General features: G+C 68.2%; 16 protein-coding genes. 9 read left to right on the top strand and 7 right to left on the bottom strand.

Translation table 11 applies throughout. The features are described 5' to 3' along the window. Positions 1–528: 528 nt before the first annotated feature. A complete protein-coding gene (locus ASE35_RS18370; RefSeq protein WP_057164732.1) occupies positions 529–1,419 on the bottom strand; it encodes a LysR family transcriptional regulator in 891 nt (296 codons plus the stop codon). A gap of 38 nt (positions 1,420–1,457) precedes the next feature. Here ASE35_RS18370 and ASE35_RS18375 point away from each other — a divergent pair, with 38 nt between their 5' ends. Beyond that, on the top strand, positions 1,458–2,114 hold the full coding sequence (locus ASE35_RS18375; RefSeq protein WP_082611367.1) for a short chain dehydrogenase: 657 nt from the start codon (positions 1,458–1,460) through the stop codon (positions 2,112–2,114). 83 nt (positions 2,115–2,197) lie between these two features. Here ASE35_RS18375 and ASE35_RS18380 read toward each other — a convergent pair whose 3' ends face one another. Both ASE35_RS18380 and pepQ read right to left on the bottom strand, forming a co-directional pair. Further along, positions 2,198–2,533 carry a phosphotyrosine protein phosphatase gene (locus ASE35_RS18380; RefSeq protein WP_235570112.1) on the bottom strand — a complete coding sequence of 112 codons (336 nt, stop codon included), beginning with the start codon at positions 2,531–2,533 and terminating at the stop codon, positions 2,198–2,200. Positions 2,534–2,546: 13 nt separating this feature from the next. Continuing rightward, positions 2,547–3,872: a Xaa-Pro dipeptidase gene (gene pepQ, locus ASE35_RS18385; protein WP_057164735.1), complete on the bottom strand. Its 1,326-nt coding sequence runs from the start codon at positions 3,870–3,872 to the stop codon at positions 2,547–2,549. Between the two features lie 360 nt (positions 3,873–4,232). On the opposite strand from pepQ, the gene ASE35_RS18390 reads away from it, so the two are divergent. The 8 genes from ASE35_RS18390 (at position 4,233) to ASE35_RS18425 (ending at position 17,006) form a co-directional block, all read left to right on the top strand. Then, positions 4,233–4,802: a sigma-70 family RNA polymerase sigma factor gene (locus ASE35_RS18390; RefSeq protein WP_162250682.1), complete on the top strand. Its 570-nt coding sequence runs from the start codon at positions 4,233–4,235 to the stop codon at positions 4,800–4,802. A gap of 82 nt (positions 4,803–4,884) precedes the next feature. Continuing rightward, positions 4,885–5,961, top strand: a complete 1,077-nt coding sequence (locus tag ASE35_RS18395) for a FecR domain-containing protein (protein ID WP_056182508.1) — start codon at positions 4,885–4,887, stop codon at positions 5,959–5,961. Between the two features lie 313 nt (positions 5,962–6,274). Next, complete coding sequence (locus ASE35_RS18400; RefSeq protein WP_082576653.1) at positions 6,275–9,688, top strand: TonB-dependent receptor; 3,414 nt, start codon at positions 6,275–6,277, stop codon at positions 9,686–9,688. A 231-nt stretch (positions 9,689–9,919) separates the two neighbouring features. Next, entirely contained in the window at positions 9,920–10,480 is a 561-nt protein-coding gene (locus ASE35_RS18405) for a hypothetical protein (RefSeq protein ID WP_056182505.1), read from the top strand. A 296-nt stretch (positions 10,481–10,776) separates the two neighbouring features. After that, positions 10,777–11,703 (top strand): hypothetical protein, encoded by a 927-nt coding sequence (locus tag ASE35_RS18410; RefSeq protein WP_200944035.1) that lies wholly within the window; start codon positions 10,777–10,779, stop codon positions 11,701–11,703. Between the two features lie 155 nt (positions 11,704–11,858). Continuing rightward, positions 11,859–12,827, top strand: a complete 969-nt coding sequence (locus ASE35_RS18415) for a hypothetical protein (protein ID WP_157489563.1) — start codon at positions 11,859–11,861, stop codon at positions 12,825–12,827. Positions 12,828–12,915: 88 nt separating this feature from the next. Beyond that, on the top strand, positions 12,916–13,899 hold the full coding sequence (locus ASE35_RS18420; RefSeq protein ID WP_057164737.1) for a hypothetical protein: 984 nt from the start codon (positions 12,916–12,918) through the stop codon (positions 13,897–13,899). A 494-nt stretch (positions 13,900–14,393) separates the two neighbouring features. Then, complete coding sequence (locus ASE35_RS18425) at positions 14,394–17,006, top strand: EAL domain-containing protein (RefSeq protein ID WP_235567273.1); 2,613 nt, start codon at positions 14,394–14,396, stop codon at positions 17,004–17,006. 243 nt (positions 17,007–17,249) lie between these two features. Here the strand turns inward: ASE35_RS18425 and ASE35_RS18430 are convergent, their stop codons facing one another. From ASE35_RS18430 to ASE35_RS18445, 4 genes are all read right to left on the bottom strand, one after another. Beyond that, the gene (locus ASE35_RS18430) at positions 17,250–17,600 is read right to left on the bottom strand and encodes a PilZ domain-containing protein (protein ID WP_056182494.1); all 351 of its coding nucleotides are present in this window, start codon (positions 17,598–17,600) and stop codon (positions 17,250–17,252) included. Then, positions 17,597–19,858, bottom strand: coding sequence for a DUF1631 domain-containing protein (locus ASE35_RS18435; RefSeq protein WP_056182492.1), 2,262 nt, complete (start codon positions 19,856–19,858; stop codon positions 17,597–17,599). The genes ASE35_RS18430 and ASE35_RS18435 overlap by 4 nt, the downstream gene beginning before the upstream one ends. Positions 19,859–20,065: 207 nt before the next feature. Continuing rightward, on the bottom strand, positions 20,066–21,220 hold the full coding sequence (gene hemW / locus ASE35_RS18440; protein ID WP_057164738.1) for a radical SAM family heme chaperone HemW: 1,155 nt from the start codon (positions 21,218–21,220) through the stop codon (positions 20,066–20,068). A gap of 4 nt (positions 21,221–21,224) precedes the next feature. Next, positions 21,225–21,767 carry a hypothetical protein gene (locus ASE35_RS18445; protein ID WP_056182485.1) on the bottom strand — a complete coding sequence of 181 codons (543 nt, stop codon included), beginning with the start codon at positions 21,765–21,767 and terminating at the stop codon, positions 21,225–21,227. Between the last annotated feature and the right edge of the window lie 207 nt (positions 21,768–21,974).

Genomic DNA, 21,974 nt, shown 5'->3' on the forward strand with positions numbered 1-21,974 from the left:
CCAAGAGAAAGTAACCAAAGAGAAGGGCTAGCGTGACCAAACCTCCCCTGCGGGTTCGGAGCTGGCGCGGGGATTTTTCGAATGGACGTCCCTGTCCATTCGAAAAACGGCGCGCGTCCTGCGCGCCGCCCTTCGGGTCTGGCGCCCTGCGGGTTCGGAGCTGGCGCGGGGATTTTTCGAATGGACGTCCCTGTCCATTCGAAAAACGGCGCGCGTCCTGCGCGCCGCCCTTCGGGTCTACGGTTGGTCGGGTGAGTGCGGGGCTTTTGGATTTGAATGCCGCGGCAACGGCAACGGCAACGGCAACGGCAACGGCAACGGCAACGGCAACGGCAACGGTAACGGTAACGGTAACGGTAACGGTAACGGTAACGGCGTGCTGGCGCTGTCTTGCGGGCGCGATCGGGCTCGTAGGATGTGGTGAGCCGGAGGCGAACCGCATCGTTGCGTGGTGGCCGGTGCCGGCGAGGGGTGATGCAGGCTTTAGGTTGACATGCGCAGCGGCCAGCGCATGCCCGGCCCTCGGGCCTACGGCCCCATCGCGGCCAACACCGCATCCACGAAGCGGCTGAGTTTGGGCAGGGGCTGGCGGTCGCGTGGGTACAGCAGGTGCACCGGGCGTGGCGGCGGTAGGTCGTGTTCGAACAAGGGCAGCAATCGGCCGGCGGCGAGGTCGTCGGCCAGCAGCACTTCGGGCTGCAGCAGAATGCCGCAGCCGTCCAAGGCCGCGCGACGCAGGGCGTCGCCGTGATTGGAGGCGAAGCGGCCGCGCAGGCGCAGCGGCTCGCCGCCCAGGCTGGCGAATAGCCAGCCCGCGTTGGGGTGCCAGAGCAGATGATTCAGGCAACTGTGCTGGGCCAGTTCGCTCGGGCTGTGCGGCGTGCCGCGTTCGCGCAGGTACTCGGGCGAGGCGCACACGATCATGCGATAGGGCCGCAGCGGGCGCGCCACCAGATGGTCGGAATCAGGCAGGGGGCCGATGCGGATGGCGGCGTCGAAGCCTTCGGCGATCAGGTCGCTCATGCGGTCGGCCAACACCAGGTCCAGCGACACGTCCGGGTGCGCGCGCAGGAACGCGGTGGCCAGCGGCGCCACCGCGGCGGTGCCCAAGGTCAGTGGCGCGGTCACGCGCAGGTGCCCGCGCGGGCGCGCGTGGTCCTGCAGGCGTTCGGCCACGGTCTCGGCGCGGCGTACTTGCTCCAGCGCTTGCCGCGCCTCTTCCAGGAAGGCCGCGCCGACTTCGGTGAGCCGCTGCTTGCGGGTGTCGCGCTGGAGCAGGCGCGCGCGCAGGTGGGTTTCCAACTGATGCACGTGCTTGCCCACCATCACCGCCGACACCCGCTGCGCGCGCGCGGCCGCGGCGAAGCTGCCGGTGTCGGCGACCGAAACGAAGACCGCCATCGCGCGCAGCAGATCCATGGCTAACTCTCAGTTAGGGGTGCCCGAAATGCTAGCGCATGCCACGGCCCGGATTGGGCGCGCACACTGTGGACCATTCCTACCGTAAGAGTTCCGCCATGAAAATCCTGCTAGTCGGCGCCAGCGGCACGCTGGGCCGCGCCATCGCCCAGACCCTGTCCCATCACGAGGTGCTGGCCGCCAGCCGCGGCAGCGCCGAGTACCCGGTCGATATTACCGACGACGCCAGCGTGGCGGCGCTGCTGCGCAAGACCGGCAAGGTCGACGCCATCGTGTCTGCGGCCGGCGTGCTGCATTTCGGCCCGCTGCCGCAAATGAGCCCGGCGCAGTTCGCGATCGGCCTCAACGACAAGCTATTGGGCCAGGTGCGCTTAGCGCTGCTGGGCCAGCATGCGCTCAACGACGGCGGTTCGATCACCCTGACCACCGGCATCGTCGCCGACGAACCGATCCGCGCCGGCGCCAACGCCAGCGCGGTCAATCGCGCCTTGGAAGGATTCGTGCAGGGCGCGGCGTTCGAACTGCAGCGCGGCGTACGCATCAACGCGGTCAGCCCGAGTGTGCTGGCCGAATCCTGGAGCGACTACGGCGCGTTCTTCCCCGGTTTCGAGCCGGTGACCGCCGCGCGCGCCGCGCTGGCTTACCAGCGCAGTGTCGAAGGCGTGCAGAGCGGTCGGGTGTATCGGGTCTGGTAAGAGCTTGCGGCGCCCGTGCGGATAGTGGCGCGGGCGCGGCGGTGCCGCGCAGGGAACCGCACCGGCCGTCGCGCGAACCTAGCTCACAAGTACCGCGGCACCTTCGCTTCCAACAGCCGCACCAGCGCCGGGTCCATATAGTCGTACTCGTCCGGTATATCCAGGCAAACCACGCGCCTGCCCAGCAGCTGCGCGCGAAAGCGCTGCTGCAGCTTGGCGCGCTGCGCCTTCTCCATCAAGAAGATCAGCTGCGCCCAGTCCACCAGCTCGGCGCCGAGCGGTTGCTCGGCGTCGTGCTTGAGGCCGGCCGAGGCGACCTCCAGATCGGCGCGGTCGCCGAACAGGTGTTCGGCGGTCGGGCTGCGCAGCCGGTTGTGGCCGCACACGAACAGCACACGATGCGGGGGCGTGCGTTGCAAGGGCGCGCGCGTCTCAGGCCGCTTCCGCGAAGCCGTCGCGGGTGAGGTTGATCGGGGCGCCGTCGGTGCAGACCACGTCGTCCTCGATGCGGATGCCGCCGTAGGGGCGGAACTGGTCGATCCGGTTCCAGTCCACCGCGTCGGCATGTGGGCCCTGCTTGAGGCCGTCCAGCAGCAGGTCGATGAAGTACACGCCCGGTTCGATCGTCACCGCCATGCCCGGCGCGAGCTCGCGGGTCAGGCGCAGATAGGGCTGGCCCTCGGGCTTGGCGATGGTGCCGCCGCGGTCGGACGCGGCGAAGCCGGCGACGTCGTGCACCTGCAGGCCGATGCCGTGGCCGATGCCGTGCGGGAAGAACACGTTGCTGACGCCGGTCTCCAGCGCCGATTCCGGCGAAAGCTTGATGACGCCGAAGTCCTTGAGGATGCCGGACAGGGCGAGGTGGGCGTCGAGGTGGATGCGCTTGTAGTCGTGGCCGGCGCGGACCTGGTCGCACATCTTCAGCTGGGCGGCGTCGACCGCGTCGATCAGGGCCTGGAACTCGCCGCCGGCGTCGGCGGCGTAGGTGCGGGTGATGTCGCAGGCGTAGCCGTGGTGGCTGGCGCCGGCGTCGATCAGGAAGCTGCGCAGCTGCGCCGGCGCCTCGCGCTCGAGTTCGGTGTAGTGCAGCACGGCGCCGTTGTGGTTGAGGGCGACGATGTTGTTGTAAGGCAGATCGGCGCCCTCCTGGCGCGCGGCCGCGCAGTACGCCAGGTGGATGTCGAACTCGCTGGCGCCGTCGCGGAACGCGGCTTCGGCGGCGCGGTGCGCGCGCACGCCGCGGCGGGTCGCCGCGCGCATCATCTGCACTTCGTAGGGCGTCTTGTAGGCGCGGTGGAACTCGAGATAGTCGATCACGGCCTGCGGATTGTTGGGCACGTAGGCGCCCAGCGCGCTGCGCGGCTCGCCCAGGATCGCGCAGCGCGCGGGGTCGGCCGGCAGATGGGCCAGGGCTTCCTCGGGCTTGCGGATCACCACGATGTCGTAGTGGTCGACCCAATAGCCGCTCGGCGCCTGCGGCACCACGTGCCAGTAATCGAAAGGTTGCAGGTAGATCAGCTTGGGTTTGCGGCCGGGCGTCGCGACCAGCCAGCTGCCGGGGTTGCGGGTCAGCGGCAGCCAGGCCTTGAACTGCGGGTTCACCGCGTAGGGGTAGTCGCGGTCGTCGAACACCTGGTAGTGCGAGTTCCCGCTGGGCACGACCAGATGATCGAGGCCGGCGCGCTCCAGGGCCTCGTGTACGCGGCGCTGCAGCTCGGCGAGGTGGGCGGGGTACAGGCTCGCTGGATCGTGGGACATCGTGGGAGGTCTCGTGGAGGGGCGTGCGGGGATTTTGACGGATTCCGCTCGCCGCCGCAGGACGCGGCGATGCGCATCGGCGCGCGCGACTTTGCCGGATCGGTCGCTGCGGGTCGGGCGTGCGCGCGGCGGTCGGATGCGCCACGTCCGTCGAGGTTCCGCCGTCGCCGCAACTGGCTTGCGCGCATCCGAAATGCTGCGCCGCCGCATCGGATGGCGGTCGAATGAATCGCGGTTTTTCCCGGGAAAATCGCCGGTTCTCAACATCCGGCCGGACCGCGTGCGGGCCGATACACCCGCGCCGCTCCGACGGAGTATGCTGCCGGCCTGCGCATACCAACGCGTATGGGAGGGGACTCGATGGCCGATCCGGCGCCGTCTACGCGCGAACCGGCATCGCTCGCCGACTACGGCGAGGATTGCTCCAGTCAATGGGAGAACATCTCCCAGCAGTACCGCGCGCCACTGCGCGGATTCTTCTCCAAGCGAGTCAAGGATCCCGCCGAAGTCGAGGACCTGACCCAGGAAGTGTTCCTGCACCTGCTCCGGCGCGCGCGCGGGGGCCCGATCGAGCACGTCAAACAGTACGTCTTCCAGATCGCCGCCAACGCCCTGCGCGACTGGGGCCGCCGCCGCCAGGCCCGCGACCAGGACGCGCACGTGTCCTTCGACGAAGAAATTCATCAACCCGCTACGGAAATCTCGCCGGAGCGCGTCTTACTAGGGGAGGAGGCGGTGAAATTGGCTGTCGCCGTCTTGCGCGCGCTGCCGCAGCGTACGCGCGACGTGTTCGTGTTGCGCACCATGGAGAAGCGGAAATATATGGACATTGCCAACATGCTGGGAATTTCGGTGCGCGCCGCCGAAAAGCACATGGCCAAAGCGCTGGCGCAGTTGGGCCGCGCGATGGACGCGGAGAAGCCGGAATGAGCCGGGCCACGCCGATCCGGGCCTGTGCCCCGGGCTCCTGGTGCCGCGCCGCCGGACCGAAGCGGTCGCTAGGGGGTGTCGGATGAAATGGCAGACCACCCCCATCGCCAACGGACCGGGCCCGCTGCCGGACGATATCGACGAAGCGGCCGCGCGCTGGAGCGAGGTCCTGAGCGACGCCGACGGCGCCGACGGCACCCTGCGCGCGGCCTTCGAGGCCTGGCGCGACCGTTCGCAGGCGCACGCCGCCGCGTTCCGGCGCGTGGAAGCCGCGCGCTCGCTCGCGCAGGCGGTCGCCGACGCGCCCGACATGCTGGCGCTGCGGCGCGAGACGCTGGCGCGCGCATCCAAGTCGCGGCTGTCGTGCGCGGCGCGCACCTATGGCTACTCGATCGCGGCCTCCCTGCTGGTGGTCGCCGCGGTCGGCCTGCTGATCCTGCGGCCCGACGCGCCCGGCCGGATGGTCCAGGGCGTGCAGGACGCGATCGCCGGCAATGTCCACGAGACCGCCGTCGGCGAACGCTCGGAAGTGACCCTGGCCGACGGCTCGGTGATCACCTTGAACACCGACAGCCGCGTGTCCGTGCATTACCAGGGCAAGACCCGCGCGGTCACGCTGGAACGCGGGCAGGCCCTGTTCAAGGTGGCCAAGGACCGCACCCGGCCCTTCATCGTCACCGCCGACGGCCGCCAGGTCACGGCGCTGGGCACCGAGTTCGAAGTCCACATGTCCGAGCGCCTGTTCGAGGTCACCTTGCTCGAGGGCCGCGTAACCGTGACCCGCGAGCGCACCCGGACCGCCGCGATGGCCGCCGCGCCCACCGCGGAGCTGCAGCCGGGCCAGCAGTTCGTCGCGCTGGCCGCGACCGTGCCGCAGGTGCGTGTGGCCGACGTCAGGCGTGAAGTGAGCTGGCGGCATGGCCAGGTGGTGTTCGAGAACGAGAGCCTGGCCGACGCGGTGGCCGAGATCAATCGCTACTCGCGCAACCGCATCGTGCTCGGCGATACCCGTCTGGCCTCGTTGAAGATCAGCGGCGCGTTCAACACCGGCGACACCGACACCTTCGTCGAGGCGGTGACCGCGTACTTCCCGATCGAACGCGCGACCAGCAAGAACGCAGCGATCGTACTCAAGCCGCGCGCGCCCGAGCGCGGCTGATACCCGCGGCATCCCGACGCATGGCGCGGCGCAGCAATGCGCCATGCCGCCATGCGCATCCGCCGCCCCTCGCGCGCCCGCGCGCGGCGGCATTCTCAGGCAATGGGACGACGCAGGCCGATGCTGCGTCGGGGCGATGGCGCGCGCGAATTTGCTGCGCTGCAAAACGATTGCCAGGCGAAACACGCGCTATTCGCGGCCGCGATCGCGCGTGGCACCACGATCGTGCCGGGACGGGTTCGGGTTTTCGGAGACGCTGCGTCCCTATAGAGACCAGGCCACATGAAGTGGGCCCGCAACCGGAGGGGAGTCGATGCGAGTGGGAGACCAGAAGGGACTGTCGAGGCGTGTACTCAAACCCTGCGTGCTGTTGCTGGCGCTGCTGCCGTATCTGAGCGCCCACGCGCGCGGCGATGCGGCCACCGCCAAGTTCGACATCCCGCAGCAGCGCCTCGACGCCGCCTTGTCGGAGTACGCGCGCCAGAGCGGCCAGCAGCTGCTGTACGCGCCCGAGCTCGCGGTCGGCAAGACCGGGCGCGCGGTGCGCGGTGAGAAGCCGGCCTTGCAGGCGCTCGACGAACTGCTCAGCGGCACCGGTCTCCAATACTCCACCAGCGCCTCCGGCGCGATCCTCATCAACGGCAACGCGGGCGGCAGTTCGGCGGCAGGGGACGCCAAACCGCCTTCCGACGCGGTACCGCCGGGAAACGCAGAGGGGACCGCTGAGACGCAGCCGGCAGCGGATTCCCAGGCAGAGTCGACGGCGCCCAATCCCACCGCCGCGGCCAATGCGCAGGCGGCGACCAATCTCGACACCATCGTCGTTACCGCGCAGAAAAAGGTCGAGAACATCCAGAAGGTGCCGATCGCGATCAGCGCCTTCAGCGGCGACGATCTGGGCAGCCGCAAGATCGAAACCGGCGGCGACCTGGTCACCGCGACCCCGAACGTCAGCTTCAGCAAGACCAACTTCGCCAGCTACAACTTCCAGATCCGCGGCATCGGCACCCAGGCCTTGTCGGTCACCACCGACCCGGCCGTGGCGATCAGCTTCAACAGCACGCCGATGATCCGCAACCGCCTGTTCGAGCAGGAGTACTTCGACGTCGAGCGGGTCGAGGTGCTGCGCGGCCCGCAGGGAACCCTGTACGGTCGCAACGCCACCGCCGGCGTGGTCAATATGATTCCCAATCTGGCCAACCTGGATGGCTTCGATGCGGACGTGAAGGCTGAGGTGGGCAACTACAACACGCGACGCATCAACGGCATGATCAACGTGCCGCTCAGCGATACCTTCGCGCTGCGCCTCGCCACCCAGTACACCAAGCGCGACGGCTACGACCACAACACGGTCACCGGCAAGGACATCAATGATCGCGATCTGCTTTCCACCCGCTTGTCGGCCAGCTATACGCCCAGCGACCGCTTCAACGCCAGCCTGGTGTGGGAGCACTTCCAGGAAGACGACACGCGCTCGCGCACGGGCAAGCAGCTGTGTCACAACGATGCCGGGCCGACCTCGATAGGCAACGTGACATTGCGGCCGAACGACGTCGGATTCCTGAGCCAGGCCTGTAAGGACGGATCGCTGTACGACAACGATGCTTTCGGCGTGCCCAACGGCAACAGCCTGCCGTCGGTGCTGGCCGCGCAGACCACGGCGGGCGCCCTGGGATTCTTCGCGGACAACTTCAATCCGGCATACCTGATCTCGCAAGGCGTCGATCCGTATTCCGGAGTCAAGCAATCGCGCGATCTGCGCGAGATCGCGACCAGCTACGATCCGAAGTTCCACGCCACCAACGACATCCTGCAGTTCAATTTCGATGTCGGAATCGGCGACCACCTGAACTTGGTGTCGCAGTCGCTGTATACCCGCGATCAGTACTATTCCACTCAAGACTACGGGCGCTTCCAGTCCAACCCGATCTTTACCGATTCCAACAAGGTGGTTCAGTTCGATCCGGACGGAAACCTCGTTCCCGCCTATCCGCTTACGCCCGGCGGCGTGTTCTGCGACCCGCAATTGGGTTGTTCCGACCGCCTGCTGCTGGTCGATCTGGTCGATGCCGACAGCCGGCAATGGTCGCAGGAGTTCCGCCTGCAGTCCTCTTACGACGGTCCGTTCAATTTCAGCGTCGGCGCGAACTACCTCGAATTCAAGATCGACGAGAGCTACTACGTTTTCAGTAACCTCTTCACTGCTGCTGCTCAGAACTTTTTCAACGGAAGAGGCGGTGTGCTGAGTCCAGCCACCTGTACGCCAGGGACGGCCCTTTCGGTGGAGACTGACTTCTTCGGAAGGCATTTTCCTTGCGTGTACATCGATCCCAATCCCTTGGGATCCATCAACGGCCAAGGTCACAACTACTTCCGTAGCCGCAACATCGCCAACACCCGCTCCTCGGCGGTCTTCGGCGAGGGCTACTGGCAGATCAACGACAAGTGGAAATTGACCGCCGGCCTGCGCTGGACTCGCGACGTCAAGACCACCACCCCCGTGCCGAGCCAGCTGCTGCTGGCGAGCTCCACGGATCCGGACTTCCCGCTGCTGGGCGGCGGCTATGTCGGTTACGGCTATCCGGCCGGCGGGACGATCAAGCAGACCTGGAACGAGCCGACCGGGCGTCTGGTGCTGGACTGGTCGCCCGATCTTTCCTTCACCGACAGCACCATGGTCTATGCGTCGTTGTCGCGGGGCTATAAGGCCGGCGGCACCAACTCCCCGGGCATCGGCGCCAATCCGGAGGTGTTGTCCTTTATTCCGAAGGACCCGCGCTTCAAGGCCGAGTACGTCAATGCCTTGGAAGTCGGCATGAAGAACGTGATGGGCGGCGGCCGGTTCATCCTCAACGCGACCGCCTTCTACAACGACTACAAGGGCTATCAGGTCTCGCAGATCATCGACCGGCAGACGGTGAACGAGAACTTCGACGCCAAGACCTGGGGCGCCGAGATCGAAGCGGTGTGGCGGCCTACCTCGCAGTTCCAGCTCAGCGGAAACGTCGGCCTGTTGCGCACGCGTATCGGCGCCAACCAGTACTCCATCGACGTGATGGATAGGACGGCGGGCAATCCCGACTGGGTGGTCGTGCGGCCGTGGATGCAATTGGCGTCGAACTGCATCGCGCCGAAGGCGATGGTGGAGCGGTTCTTCGAGAATTTCTATCAGATATTCGACGAGAGCAGCCTCGCCAATTACTTGAACAGCTTCTGCACGGTCAATCTGCCCACCGGCCTGGGCGGCTTCACCCAGGATCGGGGCCTCAATGGCGGCCCTGGCGACAATGCGTGGTTGCTGGGCGGCGCTTTCTACAATCCGGAAATCGATGCGCCCAACGGAGGCGCCGGATTCGCCAAGAATGTGGGCGGCCACGAATTGCCGAATGCGCCGAAGATCACCGTCAGCCTCAGCCCGCAGTACACGTTCGCGCTGGCGGAAAGCGACCTGACCTTGCGCGCGGACTTTTATTACCAGGGCAAGAGCTGGGCGCGCGTCTATCAGGACCGGATCGATCGCCTGCACGACTGGGGCAACGTCAATCTGTCGCTGACCTGGTACAAGCCCGAGCAGGATCTGACCGTGCAGCTGTACGTCAAGAACGCGCTGGATGGCGAGGCGATCACCGGCACTTTCCTCAACAGCGACGACAGCGGCCTGACGTCGAACGTGTTCCTGCAGGACCCGCGCATCTTCGGACTCTCGATCCGCAAGGGGTTCTTCTGAGTAGCGGTTTCACCCCATCAACCGCCCGCATCCGTGGGCGGTCGATACAGACCAAGGACGCATCTGTTTCAGCGCTCTGGCGAATGAGAGCAAGAGTTCGAACAGGCTGATGTTCGGTGCCCCTCGGTTCGGTGCCGCCACGGCACTTGCCTTTCCCCCGTGGCACGACCTCCGCGCGCTTCGCGTTCGGGGATTTCGATTATCGACTGTGGAGCAAATACGATGACTAAGTTGAAAGCCACCCTTCTCGCCTCCCTGATCGCGGTGGGCCCGCTCGTGGCCTCGCCCGCGTTCGCCGGTTGGGAGTATTGGAACGGTAGCGCCTGGGTGGACACCACGCCCGCCGGTACTTACGTGACGATCACCGGCAGCACCACCGCTACGGTCTCGGGTATCGCGGTTCCGTGTTCCAGCGCCACCTTCAACATGCAGCTGACCAGCGGCGCTGCGTCGATCGCCAGCGCCACCTTCACCGGCGGCTCGGCCTGCACGGGCAACGTGACGGCGGAGAACCTGAGCTGGGGCGTTTCCCCGGGCGTGGGGTCGGGCGCGACGAGCTCGAGCGTGACGATCGGCGGAACGTCCTATCCGAACCCGATCCAGGTCAGGTTCAACACGCCGGCGCGCGTGTGCACGGGCGGCGTCGCCGCCGGTTCGCTCAGTAACCTGAACAACACCGCGACCAACGCGACGTTCACCTTCACCGCGCAGTTCCTCCCCGCACCGTCGCCTTGCACCAACGTCAGGTCCACCTCGACGCTGACGGCCAACGCGCCGCTTCGCTTCATGTAAGTAGGGCGCGAATCTCCTCGCTGCTTGGAGCGATTGCCGAGGGACGCGGGGATGTCGTGGAAATAGCCGCTTAGCCATCCGCTGCATCAGGCGCGCGAGACACGCGCCTGATGCGGCGTTCTTGGCGGGCGGTATCGAAGGCGCTGGGGCGGAGCATCGGGCCCCTCCGGTTGGATGGGGCTCGATCGAACCGGCGCATGCAGCGATAGCCCGGTGATGCGGCGATCGCCAACGGGCGGCGGACTTGCGTCCGCTGGGCGCAGATCAGGATTCTTCCTTAGATTCAGGAGTTCATCATGTCCAAGGCATTGCTATTCACGGCCCTTGCCACGGCGTTGGCCGGAGTCGTCGTCACGCCTGCCGCGACGGCGGCACCACCGGCCGCAGGTTACGAGAGGTTCCAGTTCTGCCCGTACGAAAGCCTGCCCCTTCAGGAAGAAGGGACCGCTTGCGTGCACAGCGTCACCACCTCGGGCTCGTTCACCATCGGCACCACCACCTTGCCGATCGACAAGCCGATCGTCTTGCAGGGCGGTATCACCGGGATCCAGCCTTCGCCGCTGTTCGAGGCGGTAGGCGCGCCGACGCTCAATTCCCCGCCGGGCAAGGTCCCGGGCGGCCTGCTCGGCATCGTCAACCCGGCGCCGAATTGGCCGCTGCCCTTGTGGCAGGCATTCTGGAGCGTGGTCAATTCGGTCAACGACGTGACCGCCACGATGGAGCCGGTGCAGACGATACAGACCGATTTCGGTGCGGCGCTCAACCCGAACTGGGGTGGCGACCCGACCGCGGTGAGGCTTGCGCTGCGCGTGCGCCTGCAGAATCCGTTCCTCGGCAACTCCTGCTACATCGGTTCCGCGCAGAATCCGGTCGTGGTCAAGCTGCAAACCGGCACCACCGCTCCGCCGGCGCCCACCGCGCCGATCTCGGGCAGCCCCGGCAGCCTGGATTCCATCCAGGTGGGTAACGACCCGTACGCGTATTTCCAGAACACCGGCAATATCCTGGTCGACAATACGTTCGCCGTGCCGGCGGCGAAGGGCTGCGGCAACATCGCCCTGGGTTTGCCGATCCTGACCCAGTTGCTCGACTCGCTGGTCTCGGGTGCGGTTAATCTTAAGGTGGGATTGCCGTCGGCCGCAGGCAAGAACCAGGCGATCTTGAAGGGCGATACCGGCATTGCCGCCGCCGCATACGTGCGGGACGGTTCGCCGTACCAGTAGCGCTTCACTGGTGCGCGCAGGGCGGCCTCGCGAGGGGCCGCCCTGTCCGGTTCGGCGTTGATTGGGGCGTCGCGACAGCGGCCGGCATCTCGCGACAACGGCAGGCGGCTAGTCCCGTTGCCGATGCTTCTTGCGGTTCTGGAGTGGATTCGGGAATGCAATTGCGCTACATCCTGATCGCCTTGTTCGGATTGGCCGCGCTGATCGGCGCCTACTTCCTGGGGCGAGGCCGGAGTCCGGAGGCACCGGCGGCGGCTGCGTCCATCGCCACCGCTCGGGGGCCGCAGACAGGCACGAATGCCGCATCGAGCGACCCGGTCCGGATGATGGCGTCGCTGCCGTCACGCGATGTGCCGTTGAAGCGGATCTTCAACGACCTGCGCTCGCGCGCCGATGCCGGCGATGTCGCGGCGGCCACGCGCTTGTACCAGGACCTTCGTACCTGCGCCAGCCTCGACAATCTGGAATGGTTCCTGACACGGGTGGCCGACGAGACCCTGGCCGACAAGATCGACGGGACCAGCGCGCAGGCCTTGGAGCGCTATCGGGTGCAGTTGGAGGCGGTGGAATCGCACAAGCAGGCCATCCAGAAGACCCGCGCGCTCTGCGACGGGCTCGATCGCGGCATGCTGGATTCGCAACTGTCGAGTTTGCAAAGAGCGGCGCAACTGGGCGAGGCGCATGCGCGCGCCTGTTATCTCGCCAGCGGCCCCGGCTACGACGCACGCGGACTCATGCGTCATCCGGAATGGATCCAGGAGTACCGCAGCAGCGTCAAGTCGATGGTGGACGCCGGCATGGCCGCGGGCGATTGGAAAGTGGTGGACATACTGCGCCGCTCGTATGAGCCTGGCGCGGATGGCATGCTCGCCGGCACCTTGGGTTCGGATGCCGTCCAGTACTACCGTTACCTCAAGCTCTACCGCCTCGGCGCGGAACGCGGCCGCGCCGCCGACATGGATCGGAAGTTGGCGCTGGCGGCCGCGCGGATCCAACCGGAACAGCTCGCGGATGCCGATCGGTGGGCGCAGGAAAAATTCCAGAACGAGTTCAGCAGCAGCAACTCCACCGATTCGACCGCACCCGGCTGGGATCCATGCTCATTCGCCACGTCTCAAGAATGAATGCTTTCTGGCTTCCATCGTTGCGGGTTTCGCTACGAATCGGCCACCGAATCGGGCCTGTGCCGGCCCCAGCGAGCAAGACTTCGACATGAGCCGATATCGACTACTGTTTCTGGCCGCCCTGGCCCTGGCGGCCATCGTCGGTGCCTACCTGTACGGCCGCAACCAAGGCGCGCGCGCGCCCGCGCCGCCGGTGTCGGCCGCGGCGACCGAGCAGCCGGTCGGCGGAGCGCCGGGCAGCAACCTGGCCATGGTCGCCCAGGCCTCGCTGACCTTCGATCGCGGCGCGCGGCTGCCGCCCTTGGACGCGCCGCTCAAGTCGGTGTACGCGCAACTGCAGGCGCAGGCGAACGCCGGCGACGGCCGGGCCGCGGCGCGCCTGTTGCGCGACCTCAACCGTTGCAGCCGCCAGCGCGCGATCGAGTGGTCGACGATGCGCAACACCCACGATCTCACCGAACAGAAGACCGAGAATCTGAGCGCGGCGCAGTTGCGCACCTACCAGGCCTTGCTCGACACCGCCGCGATTCGCCAACGCGACGTCGACCAGGGACGGACGCTGTGCGAGGGCGTCAGCGACGAGATACTCGATACCTTGAACGCGAACCTGGCGCAGGCGGCTCGGCTCGGCGACGCCGACGCGCGCGCCTGCTACCTCAGCCGCGGGCCGCTGTACGACACGCGCGGCCTGCTCAAGCAGCCCGGCGCGCTGGGCGTCTACCGCCAGCAGGCGACCCGGCTGATCGAGAGCGGCCTGGCCGCTGGCGACTGGCGCGTGGTGGACCTGCTGCAAAGCGCCTACGAGCCGGGCGCGCAGAGCATGCTCGCGGGCCTGGTCGGCTCCGACCCCTATCAGCACTATCGCTACCTCAAACTCTATCGTCTGGGAGCGGAGAGCTTCCGGATCGCCCAGATCGATCGCCAGCTCGCTCTGGCTGGCGCAAGCCTGAGCCCGGCGCAGCGCGGCGAAGCCGACGAATGGGCGCAGACGACGTTACGCGAGAACTTCAACGGCGATTCCACGGCCGGCACGCCGCAGGGCTGGGATGCCTGCGCCGCGCTCGGCGGATGATCCAGGTCGACCGCTGAGCATGAGCCCCGCCTAGCGCAACCTACGGCCCGATCGCTGCTGCGTTCCGGGTCTATCCAGCCGGCGAGCGTGGCACAGACACCGCCGATGCTCGCCGTGCTGTCGCCCACGTCACAAAATCGTGCTGCCCACGTCACAAAATCGAACCGGCGCGCCGACACGATCACGGCGCCTACGTCGCCGATGGCCGCTCGCATCGCCCTGATTGCGTAAGGCTTCTTATAGGTGTGTCGGGACCCGAGGCGCGGACGCGGTTCGCACGTGCCGTCGATGGCCACCGGCACGCCCAGGCTTTGTGAACGCAACGTCGAAGCTCAACGAGATCGACGCGGTATAGGATCGCCGGATCGTGGGACATCATGGAGGGTCGCTTGGGGACGTCCAGGGATTTATCAGGAGTCTCTTCGTCCTCGCAGGCCGGCGCCTTGGGCGGCGCTCGTCGCTATGGCGGCGCAGCCGAGCCGCCGGGCGGGGGCGTGCCCGAGCGGATCGCGCCGCTGGGCATCCCGGCCTGGGCCTGGAGCCTGCTCGCGCTGGCCTTCGGCGTCGGCCTGACCCTGTGGTTGGGCGGCGCGCAGCAGCGCCGCGTGGTCGACGACCGCACCGCCGCGCTCGACAGCAGCGCCGAGCGCGGCTACCACGCCATCGTCGACCGCCTGCAGTCCTGCGAACTGCTGCTGCGCTCGGTCCAGACCCTGTTCCTGACCTCGGACGCGATCACCGCCGACGAGTACGCCAACCTCTACGCCAACGTGCGTCCGCGCGACCGCTTCCCCAGTCTGGAGGCCATGGCCTATTCGCGCCGCGAGTCGCGCGTGGACGGCGATCACTACATCACCGAGCTAGTCGCGCCGCTGCGCGGCAACGAGCGCCTGATCGGCCTGGACGTGAATCTGCAACCGACCAACCTGGTCGGCGTGCTGAGCTCGCGCGATAGCGACCAGGCGGTGCTGTCGGCGCCGTTCCGCCTGGCCCAGCAGGGCGCGGCCGATCCGCGCCGCGACGGCGTGACCATGCGCCTGCCGGTGTTCTCGGCCGGACCGCCGCCGCTGGATATCCAACAGCGGCGCGCGCGCATGCGCGGCTCGATCGCGATCTCGTTCCATGCCGGGCAACTGATCGAAGGCAGCCTGAGCGAGGACGCGCGCCGCGAGCTGCAGGTCGAGGTCAGCGACATGAGCGACGGCGCGGCGCTGCTGTTCGCGACCGGCCCGGCGCCAGCGACGGACACCGGCTATCGCTTCGAACGCCAGCTCGACTACGGCGGCCGCCGCTGGCGGGTGCGCATGCACGCGTTGCAGCCGATCGCCGACGTGGCCAGCGAGCGCAACTGGATTCTGTTGCCCGGCCTGCTCGCGAGCGTGCTGCTGGCCCTGCTGGTGTGGTCGGTCGCGCGTACCCGCCGGCTCGCGCTGGAGCTGGGCTCGCGCATGAGCCGGCGCTACCGCGAGAGCGAGGAGCGCTTCCGCGCGCTCAACGAACTGCTGCCGGCGCTGGTGCTGCTGGCGCGCCGCGACGACGGCCGCATCTCCTACGCCAACCAGGCCTCGCGCGCGCGCCTGGGCGAGACCGTTTACGAAGTACCGCTGCCGGAGCTGTTCGAGGATGCGCTGCTGCGAGACAAGCTGCGCGCTGCCGATCTGGTCGACTGCGCCAACGCCGAGGCGATGCTGCGCAGCGTCAACGGCGATCGCTTCTGGGCCAACGTGTCGATCACCAGCGTGGTCCTGGAGGGGCGCGCCCGGCTGCTGATGGTGGCCTCCGACATTTCCGAGCAGCGCCAGCTCACCGAACTGCTGACCTATCAGGCCAGCCACGACACCCTGACCGAGCTCTACAACCGGCGCGAGTTCGAGCGCCGGATCGAGCGCGTGCTGGCGGGCGTTGCCGCGGGCGGTTCGCCTTGCGCGCTGCTGTATATCGACCTGGATCAGTTCAAGCTCATCAACGACACCTCCGGCCACGTCGCCGGCGATCAGCTGTTGAGCCAGTTGGCGACCATGATGAGCAGTCACCTGCGCGGCGGCGACGTGCTCGCGCGCCTGGGCGGCGACGAATTCGGCGTGCTCGCCACCGAAGTCCACGACCAGGCCGGCGCGGCGCTGGTCGCCGAACGCCTGCGCGAGCACATCGACGGCTACGTGTTCGTATGGGAGCAGCGCACCTACACCATCACCGCGAGCATAGGCGGGGTGATGCTGGACCGGCCCAACGTGACCCTCAAGGACCTGCTATCGCAGGCCGACACCGCCTGTTACATGGCCAAGGAGAGCGGGCGCAACCGCGTGCATTTCTATTCCGAGCACGACGACAACGCCGCGCGCCGGCGCAGCGAGATGGAATGGGCCAACCGCCTGCGCTGGGCGATCGACGAGGGCCGTCTGCTGCTCAAGTACCAGGAGGTCTGGCCGTTGTCGCCCAGCGCCGAATCCGGCCTGCACCTGGAACTGCTGCTGCGCTTCCGCGACGAGGAGGGCCGGCTGGTGGTGCCCGGCGCTTTCATCCCGGCCGCCGAACGCTACGGCCTGATGCCGATGATCGATCGCTGGGTGATCGAAACCGCGCTGGCCAATTTCGACCGCCTGCATCCTTCGGGCGCGCAATTGCGCACGGCGACGATCAATCTGTCCGGCGCCAGCATCGAGGACGAGACCCTGGCCGATCTGATCCTGGAACTGCTCAAGCGCCACGCGGTCGCACCCGAGCGGGTCTGCTTCGAGATCACCGAGACCGTGGCGGTGCGCAACCTGGCCCAGGTCGCGCGCTTCATCGAGCGCCTGCGCGCGGTCGGCTGCCGCTTCGCCCTGGACGACTTCGGCGCGGGCATGTCCTCGTTCGGCTATCTCAAGAATCTGCCGGTGGACATCATCAAGATCGACGGCGCCTTCATCCGCGACCTGCTCACCGACCCGATGAGTCATGCGATCGTGAAGGCGGTGACCGACATCGGCCATCAGCGCGGCTTGAAGATCATCGCCGAGTGGGTGACCAGCGACGAGATTCTGCTGGAGCTGGGCGCGCTGGGCGTGGACTACGCGCAGGGCTACGCGCTGCACCAGCCCGAGCCGGTGCCGTTCCATCGACGTTGAGCGCCTTGATGCGGCGGTTCGGGCCGATGGCGATGGTGCGGTCGCCACCGCACCTTACGGCGGGCCGGCCAGGCCACCGAATCGGACGACGGACGTAGGATGTGGTGAGGCGAAGGCGAACCGCATCGTCGCGCTTCGCCGAACCGCTTCGACACGCCATCCCATGTATCGAACATGGCGCGCGTCGCAAGCGCTCTCCCGCTCGCTACTCACTCCTCCCCGCTCACTCCTGCCTTACCCGCTTCACTCGTAAGTGCCGCCCGGCGAATCCAGCCACTGCCGTAGCTGCAGCATCTCGCTCTCGAGCATGGTGATGAAGCGGAAGCCGCTCCAGGTCTGGCCGGGCATGCTGGTGCGGTCCTGCCACAGCAGGTGCGCGCCGACTTCGATCGGCGAAGCGTGGTGTGGGGCATCGCGCAGACTGAAGCGCAGCTGGTACAGCGCGTCGTCGACCAGCGGCGTGTTCGCGATCAGCAGCATGCCGGTCTCGGACAGATTGCTGAGTTGACCGATCACCACGTCGGTCATGGTGTCCACGACCTGCACGGTGTCCTGCACCCGGCGTCGGCGCACGCGGCGGAATTCCTCGCTCATGCCTGCGCCTCCTCGGTCTTCTGGCCGCCGACGAAGCCGCGCAGCACGCCTAGGGCCGCGTTCCAGGCCCGATCGACCAGACGGCCCTTCTCGGCGGTGACCACGCGCGCCTGGCCCTGCGCCATCATCCGCGCCAGGCTGTCCAGCGACTGCTCGCCGATGCGTTGGCCGCGCTGGTTCACGAACAGCGCGTTGTCGGTGACGGTGCTGAACCACGACAGTCGTCTGCGCACCGCATCGCCCTGCTGATTGACCACGAATTCGAACCAGGTGCCGAAGGGCAGGGTGCGGATGTGCTCCCAGCAGATCTGTTCCTGCTCGCCGCGCGGCGGCAGGTCGCGCTTGACCGCGCTGTTGTCCTCGCCCAGGCGCGCGCGCGCCTTGAGCTTCATCGCCAGCTCGGTGCGCGAGGCCACGTCGTCGTTGGCGGCCGTGGCGCCGACGGTGAGCTGGCGCGAAATCGCGTTGGCCTCGTCGGCGTGGTAGCCGACCAGGGTCAGGGCGTGTTCGATATCGCCGTCCAGTCCGCCGGGCGCCCGTTCGCTGGCGCCGACCACGTTGGCGGCGACGATCTGGCGGGTCGCCTCGACCTGGCGCCGCCATTCGTCCGATTCTTCGCCGTGGCGCAGCAGGGTCAGGGTCAACACGTCGGACCAGGCCTGGGTCAGCAGCGCCTGCACGAACTTGGGCAGGGCCTGGCCGTGCACCGCGGACTGGATCGCCTCGCCGGCCTGCTGCTTGGCCATCTCCAGTTTTTCTTTGCCGCGCGCGGCTTCGACGTGGCGACGTTCGGCGACTTCGGCCTTGCGCGCCATCGTGCGCAGATGGTCCTGCAGGCTCTGGTTGGCGGCCTCGAATACCGTGGCGTCGCCGTCGTAGTGCTCGACCACATGATCGACCGCGCGCCGCAGTTGCTCGTTGAGCTGCGGATCGGATTCCTCTTTCGGAATCCAGCTCGCGCCGGCTTCGGCGACCGCGTTCAACAACTGGCGCGCCGGATGCTGGCTGCGCACGAAGAAGGCGCGGTCCTGCAGCGCCAGGCGCAGCAGCGGCACCTGCAAACGCCCGAGCAGGCCGGTGGTGGCGGCGTCACCTCGCAGTTCGCGCTCGATCTCGCCGTAGAACAGGTCCAGCAGCTCGAAAGCGTCGCTGTCTTCGCGCGACAGGGTCGCGGCCTCGCCGCGTTGCTGGCGGGCCTGGGCGAGCAGGGTCTGGCGCAGGTCGGAGACGCTGCGCTGCGGCGGCGCGGCCTGCGCGGGCGTGGCCTGGAGCGCGCGCAGGGCGTCGATGAGGTCGTCGGTGGGCAGCGGCGGGCGCGCGGCAGGCTGCGCGCCGGGGCGCAGTTTGCCGAGCAGGTCGCGGCGCCCGGACAGCAGTTGCTGCAGCGAGGCGTAGTCGCCGCCCTCGTCGCCCCCGGCCGCGATCGCGGCGACGTCGGTCTGGCCGGTCCAGGCGGTGTACGGGCGCGCGCCGCGCGGCCCGCGGCTGCCGTCCTCGCGCGCGCTGCGCGGGTCTTCGCCGCGCTCGACGTTCTGCGCCGTCGGGCGGGCGCGGATCGGCACGAACGACAGGCTGGGCAGCACGTTCTCGCGCGCCAGCAGGGCATTCATGGTTTCGACCAGTTGCGCGTAGCCGGCCATCACTTGCACGTCGTAGATCCGGTACAGGTCGAGCTTGGCTTCCTGGCCGATCTGCAGCACCGAGCAGGCCTCGGCCAGGATCCGGCCCAGGCTGTGCGGGCCCAGCGGCAGGCGCTCGGCGTCGTAGGCGGGTGCGCCGGCGAGCACGCCGAAGCGCTGACCCAGCAGCATCAGCGGCAGGCCGGCGCGCGTTTCCTGGCGGGTCGCGATCGTGCGCAGGGCGGTGTGTTCGTCGATTTCGCGATCGTCGACCAGGCGCAGGTCGCGGAAGGTCGGCAGGGCCTGCTGATCCTCGGCGGCCACCACCGGCTCGCGCACCTTGGTCAGCGCGGTTTCCAGCCCGACCAGGTAGCGCGGCACCAGGTCGACCCGGTTCAAGCGCACCAGGCGCAGGGTTTCCAGGTGCACCGACTGCAGGCTGGGGTTGCGCGCCTGATCGGCCTGGCGGAACAGCTGCTGCTCGTACTCGATCAGCATCAGGTCCAGCGCCCGCGCCATTTCGTCGGAGACCAGGGCGTACAGATGCTCGAGCACCCGCCGCACGCGCTTGGGCATCGCCGCGGAGGCCAGCGTGGGCCGCGGAAACGATTTGCCTAGCGGTTCGAACGTCGCGGACATGCAGGACTCACCAATACCGAATCGGGCGATCTAATCACGCCCCCTTGAGACCCGCCAGCCCTGTCGCGGCCAAGCGGCCGGAATGGAGCGACCACCGATTCGAACGCGGGCCGGCGGCAGGCGCGGCCAGCGCGCGTTGGACGACAGTCGGGCGCCATGCTGCGGGACAGCACGGCGGGCGCGCGAAACGCGCGCGGATGCGGGCGCTCAGTCCTCCAGGAACAGCGCGATCACGTCGTTGGTGTAGCGCCGGCCCAGCTCGGTCGGGCGCACGCGCGCGCCGTCGCGCTCCAGCCAGCCCTGGGCGTAGGCGGCCTGCAGCGGCGCGGCGATGCTGGCCTCGGGCAGGCCGGTGCGGGCCTCGAAATCGCTCAGGGCGAAGCCCTCGACCAGGCGCAGCGCGTTGAGCATGAACTCGAACGGGCGCCGCTCCGGCCCGATCCGGTCGTCGCCGCCGATCGCCTCGGCGCTGCCGGCGCGGGCCAGGTACTGGGTCGGATGCTTGAGCTTCCAGCGCCGCAGCACCGCCTGCTCGGCGCCCAGGGTGATCTTGCCGTGGGCGCCGGCGCCGATGCCCAGGTAATCGCCGTAGCGCCAGTAATTGACGTTGTGCGCGCAGCGCCGGCCCGGGCGCGCGTAGGCGCTGACTTCGTACTGGGCGTAGCCGTGCGCGGCCAACAGGGCCTGGCAATGCTCCTGCATGTCCCAGGCGCCGTCGTCGTCGGGGATGCCCTGCGGCGGGCGCGCGGCGAACACCGTGTTCGGCTCCAGAGTGAGCTGGTAGTGCGAGACGTGCGCGGGCTGCAGCGCGAACGCGCGCTCCAGGTCGCGCTCGGCCATGGCCAGGCTCTGCTCGGGCAGGGCGTACATCAGGTCGAGATTGAGGTTGTCGTAGCCGGCGTCCTGGGCCAGCTTGACCGCCGCTTCGGCCTCACCGCTGTCGTGGATGCGGCCGAGGCGGCGCAGGCAGCCGTCGTCGAAGCTCTGGATGCCGAAACTCAGGCGGTTCACGCCGGCGCCGCGGTAGAGCTCGAAGCGGCCGTGTTCGGCGGTGCCGGGGTTGGTTTCCAGCGTGATCTCGCAGCCCGGCGCGAAGCGCAGACGCGCGCTCGCAGCCTGGAGGAAACAGTCGATGGCCTCGGGCGGGAACAGGCTGGGCGTGCCGCCGCCGAAGAAAACGGTCTGCACGGTGCGGCCCCAGACCAGGGGCAGGTCGTGATCCAGGTCGGCGAGCAGGGCGTCGACGTAGTCCGCGAACGGCAGCGGGCCGCGGCCTTCGTGCGAGTTGAAGTCGCAGTAGGGGCATTTGCGCACGCACCAGGGCAGGTGCACGTACAGCGACAGGGGCGGCAGCGACAGCATCGGCTTAGCGGGCGGCGCGCGGCTGGCGCGCGCCGAGGTCGATGCGGTAGTCGACGATGCGGATGCCGTAGTCGCGGCGCATCGACAGCGCATCCAGCAGGGCCGCGTCGTCGGCTTCGCCGGCGTCCGGGCCGATCGCCACGTAGGAGGGCTGGTCCTGGCCATGGTTGACCAGCAGTTCGCAATCGCCGGGGTCGTAGGCGACCTGGCGGTCCTTGCGCGGCGCGCCCAGGCCCACGTACAGGCCGCGGCCTTGGGCCAGGGACATGCTCCAGCGGTTGGCGTTGTCGCAGTCGCCCAGGTACTCGCGGCCGCGATAAACGCAGATCAGGCTGTTTTCGACCACCCCGCGGCGGCCGTCCTGTTCGTACTCGATCCGGAACGGGAACGCGTAGCGGCGCTGCGCGGGCGTGGCGTCGCCCTGTTCGCGGATCTCGTTGCGGCTGCAGGTCAGCGGCGACAGGCCGTCCAGGGAGCTGCAGGCGGTCAGGAGCAGCGCGCCGGTCAGGGCCAGCGCGGCGGGGCGGAGCGGGAAGGAAGGCGGCATGCGGATCGGGTCGGTGGGATGGGGCGGACGCATCGGCCCGGGGCAGCCGCGCGCTGGCGAAGAGGATACGCGGGTGGCGTTCGTCGGCCGGTGACGCCTGCCGCGTTCCGGCGCCGGGCCTTACTGGTCGTGCCTGCATGCACCGCGAAGCGGCCGAGACGGCGCCGGGACAGGGTCGCTGCGCCTACCTGCGCGTCGATCCGCGCG

Source organism: Lysobacter sp. Root916 (assembly GCF_001429785.1).
Classification (GTDB): Bacteria; Pseudomonadota; Gammaproteobacteria; order Xanthomonadales; family Xanthomonadaceae; genus Lysobacter.